Genomic DNA, 6,215 nt, shown 5'->3' on the forward strand with positions numbered 1-6,215 from the left:
CTGGTCTGAGCGGAGGGGCGGGGCTCTTCTCGACAGTCCAGGAGTCGTCGCAGTCGCGCTCGAGTGCGACGACTATCGGCGTTTCGAGGGGGCGGGGCGCGACGTCCGCCCGTTGACTTCCCAGGTGCGCGGCCGTGCTCGCGGGTGCGGGGGCGCTCGCCGGCTCGAGGTCCGTCCTCCTCCGGCTCCTGCTCCGTTCTCCTCCGGCTCCCGCGACTGTCCAGGAGTTGTCGCACTCGAGCTCGAGTGCGACGACTTCTGCGCACTCGGCGACGACCGCTGGGACAGGCCCGGCGGCTCGCGACCACGCGGAAGCGGCCGTACTGGAGCGCGAGCACGGCGACTTCGGAGGACTGGCGACCGGCTCGAGTGCGCGGGTCCGCGAGTGCTCAGGAGTTGTCGCAGTCGACGCCGAGTGCGACGACTTCTGGACAGTGGGGGGAGGGGCTCCGGGTGAGGGCTCGCGAGTGCTCGGGAGTCGTCGCAGTCGACGCCGAGTGCGACAAGTTCTGGACGGTGGGGGAGGCTCCGGGGTGAGGGCTCGCGAGTGCTCAGGAGTTGTCGCAGTCGAGGCCGAGTGCGACAAGTTCTGGACAGTGGGGGAGGCTCCGGGGTGAGGGCTCGCGAGTGCTCAAGAGTTGTCGCAGTCGACGCCGAGTGCGACGACTTCTGGACAGTGGGGGAGGCTCCGGGGTGAGGGCTCGCGAGTGCTCAGGAGTTGTCGCAGTCGCGGCCGAGTGCGACGACTTCTGGACAGTGGGCGGCGTCCGAGCAGGGTCAGGGACCCCGGCAGCACCCGTCAGGGACCCCGGCGGCACGCATCCGGGGCCCCGGCGGCGCGCGTCGCGCCCGGCGCCCGCGACCTAGGGTGAGGGCATGCATCCGCTCGACGCCCAGGACCCGCTCGCGCACTGCCCCGAGCTGTTCGTCCGCACCCCCGAGGTCCGCTCCTACCTCGACGGCAACTCGCTCGGCCGGCCGCTGCGCGCGAGCGTCGCCCGGCTCGCGCGGTTCGCGGAGGAGGAGTGGGGCGGCCGCCTCATCCGCGGCTGGGAGGAGGGCTGGCTCGACATGCCGCTCGAGGTCGGCGACGCCCTCGGCTCCGCGGTGCTGGGAGCCGCGGCCGGCCAGACGGTCGTCGCCGACTCCACGACCGTCCTGCTCTACAAGCTCGCCCGCGCGGCGATCGCCCGCCAGGCGGAGCAGGGGCGCGACGAGATCGTCGTGGACACCGACAACTTCCCCACCGACCGGTACGTGCTGGAGGGCATCGCGGCCGAGACCGGCAGCACGCTCCGCTGGATCGACTCCGACCCCGGGAGCGGCGTCGGCCCCGACGACCTCGCCCCGGTGCTCGGCGAGCGGACGTCGCTGGTGCTGCTCAGCCACGTCGCGTACCGCTCGGGGTTCCTCGCCGACGCCGCGGCGATCACCGCTCAGGCGCACGAGGCCGGCGCGCTCGTGCTCTGGGACGCCTCCCACTCCGTCGGCTCGGTGCCGCTCGAGCTCGACGCGTGGGGCGCGGACCTCGCGGTCGGCTGCTCCTACAAGTACCTCAACGGAGGCCCGGGGGCGCCCGCGTGGGCGTACGTCGCCTCCCGGCACCAGGGCTCGCTCGCGCAGCCGGTGCAGGGCTGGATGGGCGTCGCCGACATGTTCGAGATGGGCCCCGGCTACCGTCCGGCCGAGGGGATGCGGCGCTTCCTCAGCGGCACCCCGCCGATCACGGGGATGCTCGCGATGCAGGACATGATCGCGCTGATCGCCTCGGTGGGCATGCCCGCGGTGCGCGCGAAGTCGGAGGCGATGACGGCGTACGCGCTGGAGCTGGCCGACGCGTGGCTGGTGCCGCGCGGGGTGCGGGTGGCGACTCCGCTCGACCCCGCCCGGCGCGGCTCGCACGTGACGATCGCGCACGAGTCGTTCGCCGGCCTCGTCCCGCGGCTGCAGGCGGACGGGATCGTGCCGGACTTCCGCCGACCCGACGGCATCCGGATCGGCCTCTCGCCGCTGTCGACCACCTTCGCCGAGCTGGAGCTGGGCATGGCGGCCGTCCGGGACGCGCTGGACTGAGCGGGGCCGGGGCTCGGCGGGGCGGGTGTTCCCGACCCCGCCCCCCTGCCCTCACCGCGCGTCGCGCGTCCGTCGGGTGCTCTCCTTCTGCAGGGCCTCGACGAGCTCGGCCTTCGTCATGCGCGAGCGGCCGGAGACGTCCAGGCGCTTGGCGAGGTCCATCAGGTGCGCCTTGGTCGCGTTCGCGTCCACTCCGCCCGCCGTCTCGCCCCCGGGGGAGCGGCCGTGGCCCTCGGCGCGGGAGTCGGAGGGGCCGCTCTCGGCCTTGCGCTCCCAGTGGTCGCCGACCTTCTCGTACTCGTGCTTCAGCGCGGCGAACGCCGTGCGGTGGGCGCGCTCGCCGTCGCCGTAGCTGTCGACGGCCGAGTCGTGCGCGGCCGACCAGAGCTTCTGCGCGTGCTCGTCGGAGCGCTCGATGGTGGACGGGATCTGTTCCTCGCGGGGCATGGCGGCCTCCCTCTCGTCCTCCGACGCTACGTCGGGTCGGAGGCGCCGGTCACCCCGTTGACGAGCGCTCGGCGGGCGCCTCCGTCCCCGGAGCGCACTCGGGAGGCCGCTGCCGGTGTTCTCACCGGGCCGACGCCGATGATGGGGCGATGTTCATCCCGACCAGAGCCGCCGGTCTCGAGGCGCTCGACGACTTCGTCGCCCGCGCGGGCTCCGCCTACGCCCGCGACCGCAACCACGACCTCGGACCGTCCCGGGACAACGTCTCCGGACTCTCGCCCTACCTCCGCCACCGCCTCGTCACCGAGCGGGAGGTCGTCGCCGCGGTCCTCGCGCGGCATCGCCTGACCGCCGCGGAGAAGTTCGTCCAGGAGGTGTTCTGGCGCACCTACTGGAAGGGCTGGCTCGAGCAGAACCCGGACGTCTGGCGCCGCTACCGCCGCGAGGTGGCGGACTCCTCCGCGGGCGATCCTCCGCCCGGGTACCTCGACGCGATCGGCGGACGCAGCGGCATCGACGCGATGGACGCGTGGGTGAGCGAGCTCGTCGAGACCGGGTACCTCCACAACCACACCCGCATGTGGTTCGCGAGCATCTGGATCTTCACCCTCGGACTGCCCTGGCAGCTCGGCGCCGACTTCTTCTACCGGCACCTGCTGGACGGCGACGCCGCGTCCAACACCCTGTCGTGGCGATGGGTCGCCGGCCTGCAGACTCCGGGCAAGACCTACCTCGCCTCCGCGTCCAACATCGCGCGCTACACGGAGGGGCGCTTCTCGCCGAGCGGCCTCGCCACCACGGCCCCCGCGCTCACCGAGGAGCCCTTCCCGCCGCGGACACCGCTCGAGCAGGACGACGTCGTGGGGACCGTCGGCGCCCGCCCCGGCCTCCTGCTGCACGAGGAGGACCTCGAGGCGGAGAGCCTGCTCGCCGAGCAGCCGGGTCTGGCCGAGCGCCTCGTCGCGTGCGCCGTCGCCGGGGACGCGGGCGGGCGCTCGCCGTCCGGAGTCTCCGACGCGGTCGCCGCCTTCACCGCCGCGGCGCTCGCCGACGCCGCCGAGCGCACCTCCGACTCCAGCGGTCGGCCGGCGAGGGTGCTGGCGGACGCGCGTGCCGCGACGGTCGTCGACTGGGCGGTGTCCGAGCGGATCGACACCGTGGTCGTTCCGTACGCTCCGGTCGGGCCCGTCGGCGAGCGGGTGGAGGCGCTCCGCTCGGCTCTCGCCGACGAGGGGGTCGCGCTCGTCACCGTGCGCCGCCGCTGGGACGGCGCGGCGTGGCCGTCGGCGTCGCGGGGGTTCTTCCCGTTCCGGAAGCGGATCCCGGCGCTGGTGCGCGACGTCGTCGAGCCCGCCGACGCGGCCCGCCTGTTCTGAGCGGCGTTCCGAGAGCCGCGTCCCGCGAGCTGCGTCCTGTGGGCCGCGTCCCGCGAGCTGCGTCCTGTGAGCCCCGTCCCGCGGAACCTGCCTGGTCCCGCGGGGCGGGTGCCGCTCAGCCGAGCAGGCGGTCGCGGAGGAAGTCGCTCGCGAAGCGGCCCGAGGGGTCCCACTCGGAGTGGAGGGTGCGCCACTCCTCGAGGTGCGGGTAGAGCGGCGCGATCTCGTCGGCTCCGGCGAGGAAGTGCTTGCCCCAGTGCGGCCGGGCGCCGAGCGGCAGCAGCGCGCCCTCGACGGCGGGGAGCACGGCGTCGACGCCGGCGCGGTCCTTCTTGAAGGTGAAGTGCACGCCGACGCTGTCGCGGCCTCCGGCGGGGGAGAGCCACTGGTCGTCGCCCGCCATGGTCCGCAGCTCCGTGATGAGCAGGACGTCGTCGATCCGCTCGCCGATCGCGCGCAGCGCCACGATCGCCTCGCGGACGTTCGCGCGCGGCACCATGTACTCGCTCTGGATCTCGTCGCCCGCGCTCGGCTCGCGGTCGAGGCGGAAGTGCGGCAGGCGCTCGGACCACGGTCCGACGGAGCCGCCGAACGGGTTCAGGTTGGAGTCGACACCCTCCGAGACGGCGAAGAGGCTCGCGGAGGCGGCGACCGCGCCCAGGTGCGTCGCGTCGACGTCGGCGACGGATCCAGCCGCCACCTTGGTCTTCAGCCACAGCTGCTCCACCGTCGGCGAGGACCAGTGGGTCATGAGGCTGACGCTGTAGGCGGAGGAGGTGATCGCGTCGAAGTCGTCGAGCACGCGCTCCCAGGGCAGGTCGACGAACGCGTCCTGGCGGACGTCGAAGGTCGGCTGGATGTCGAGGGTCACGCGGGTGACGATGCCGAAGGCGCCGAGGCCGACGACGACGCCCTCGAAGCCCGGCTCCCCGCGGCGGATCGTGCGCAGCGAGCCGTCGGCGGTGACGAGCTCGAGCGCCGAGACGGCGGAGGAGAGGTTCGCGTTGCGGTCGCCCGAGCCGTGGGTGCCGGTCGCGATGGCGCCGGCGACCGAGATGTGCGGGAGCGAGCCCATGTTGTGCAGGGCGTAGCCGTTGCTGTGCAGGTGTGCGGCGACGACGCCGTAGCGGGTGGCGCCGCCGACGGTGACGGTGCTCGCCTCGGCGTCGATCGCGGGGTCGGAGGCCAGGCGGCCCAGGTGCAGCAGTGCGCCGGGGGTGTCGGGCAGGGAGTTGAAGGAGTGGCGGCTGCCGAGGGCGCGGACGCGCTCGTTCTCGCGGACGAGGCGCTGCACCTCCTCGACGGACTCCGGCTCGATGATGGCGGCGGCGCGGTACTCGTAGGTGCCCGCCCAGTTGCTCCGTGAGGTCATGGGTCCATTCTGCCGGGTGCGCGGGGGATTTGTTGTTGGTTGCAACGAATGGCCTGGTAGCGCACGGGACGCGGCAGGACGGAACGGCGTGGATTTTGTTCGGGGCGCGCTCCGGGCCCCTGCCGGGGAGGACGGCGATGACCGCGCGCAGACGATCCCGCTCCGATCTGTTCCGGATGTGCGTGAGCCTCTTGGTCACGATCGTGGTGGTGCTGCTCGTCCTGGCGACGGGGACACCCGCTCCGGGCGACGGGGCCGTCGATACGACGGCGACCCTCGTTCCGGTGTACCTGCTCGGCCGGCCGCTCTCCACCGCCCTCTCCGTGGGCTGGAGCGCCGCCTCGTACTCGCGCCTCGACGAGCAGGCGCTGCGAAGCGCCGCCGAGGAGGAGGCGCGCGGCGAGCGGCGCCTCCTCTCGCGGATGGCGGGAGCGACCGGGGTGACCGGCACGACGCTGCCGGCGGCGCTGCCGGCGGCGGTGCCGGCGATCGTGGTCACGGTGGCGATCGCGCAGAGGACGGAGTCCCGCAGCGAGCCCCTCTCCCTCGCCGCCGCCCTGCTCGCCGTCGCGAGCTCGTGGGTGCTGATGGTCCTCTCGGTCGCACAGGCCTGCCTGCGCCTCGAGTCGCGGTCGCCCCGGCGGTCGCAGGTGCGCTTCGCCTTCGAGGAGGCGCCGCACTTCAGTGACGACGCGACCCTCGCGCTCCTGCTGTCCACGACGGCGGCCACGGTCTCGGCCGAGATCCGCTCGAGAGGGCTGGCGCCTGGTGCGCGCGAACGTCGTCATCGCGTCCGCCTTCGACTCGGTCGTCATCGCGATGACGGTGTCACTGCTGTTCGGCGGACTCACGGCCTGAGACGGCGGGAGCGGAGCGTCCGCGGGGCCGGGGGCGGTGGTGTCGGTGCTGCCGATGGTGCTGCTGTTCCTGTGCTTCCAGCGCTACTT

At 73.6% G+C, this 6,215-nt stretch carries 5 protein-coding genes; 3 read left to right on the plus strand and 2 right to left on the minus strand.

What is annotated here, in order from left to right; genetic code table 11:
* Window positions 1-876: 876 nt before the first annotated feature.
* Window positions 877-2,073: a kynureninase gene (locus C5C37_RS16790; RefSeq protein ID WP_104339325.1), complete on the plus strand. Its 1,197-nt coding sequence runs from the start codon at window positions 877-879 to the stop codon at window positions 2,071-2,073.
* Between the two features lie 51 nt (window positions 2,074-2,124).
* Here the strand turns inward: C5C37_RS16790 and C5C37_RS16795 are convergent, their stop codons facing one another.
* A complete protein-coding gene (locus tag C5C37_RS16795) occupies window positions 2,125-2,520 on the minus strand; it encodes a ChaB family protein (RefSeq protein WP_104225169.1) in 396 nt (131 codons plus the stop codon).
* 149 nt (window positions 2,521-2,669) lie between these two features.
* Between C5C37_RS16795 and C5C37_RS16800 the strand changes: the two genes are divergently transcribed.
* A complete protein-coding gene (locus C5C37_RS16800) occupies window positions 2,670-3,896 on the plus strand; it encodes an FAD-binding domain-containing protein (RefSeq protein ID WP_104339326.1) in 1,227 nt (408 codons plus the stop codon).
* A gap of 115 nt (window positions 3,897-4,011) precedes the next feature.
* Here C5C37_RS16800 and C5C37_RS16805 read toward each other — a convergent pair whose 3' ends face one another.
* Window positions 4,012-5,268, minus strand: a complete 1,257-nt coding sequence (locus C5C37_RS16805) for an FAD-binding protein (protein ID WP_104339327.1) — start codon at window positions 5,266-5,268, stop codon at window positions 4,012-4,014.
* On the opposite strand from C5C37_RS16805, the gene C5C37_RS16810 reads away from it, so the two are divergent.
* A partial coding sequence (locus C5C37_RS16810) for a DUF1345 domain-containing protein (RefSeq protein ID WP_146085265.1) occupies window positions 5,259-6,215 on the plus strand: 957 nt, incomplete at its 3' end. The genes C5C37_RS16805 and C5C37_RS16810 overlap by 10 nt on opposite strands.

This window comes from Rathayibacter sp. AY1F9, assembly GCF_002932155.1.
In the GTDB taxonomy this organism is placed as follows: domain Bacteria; phylum Actinomycetota; class Actinomycetes; order Actinomycetales; family Microbacteriaceae; genus Rathayibacter.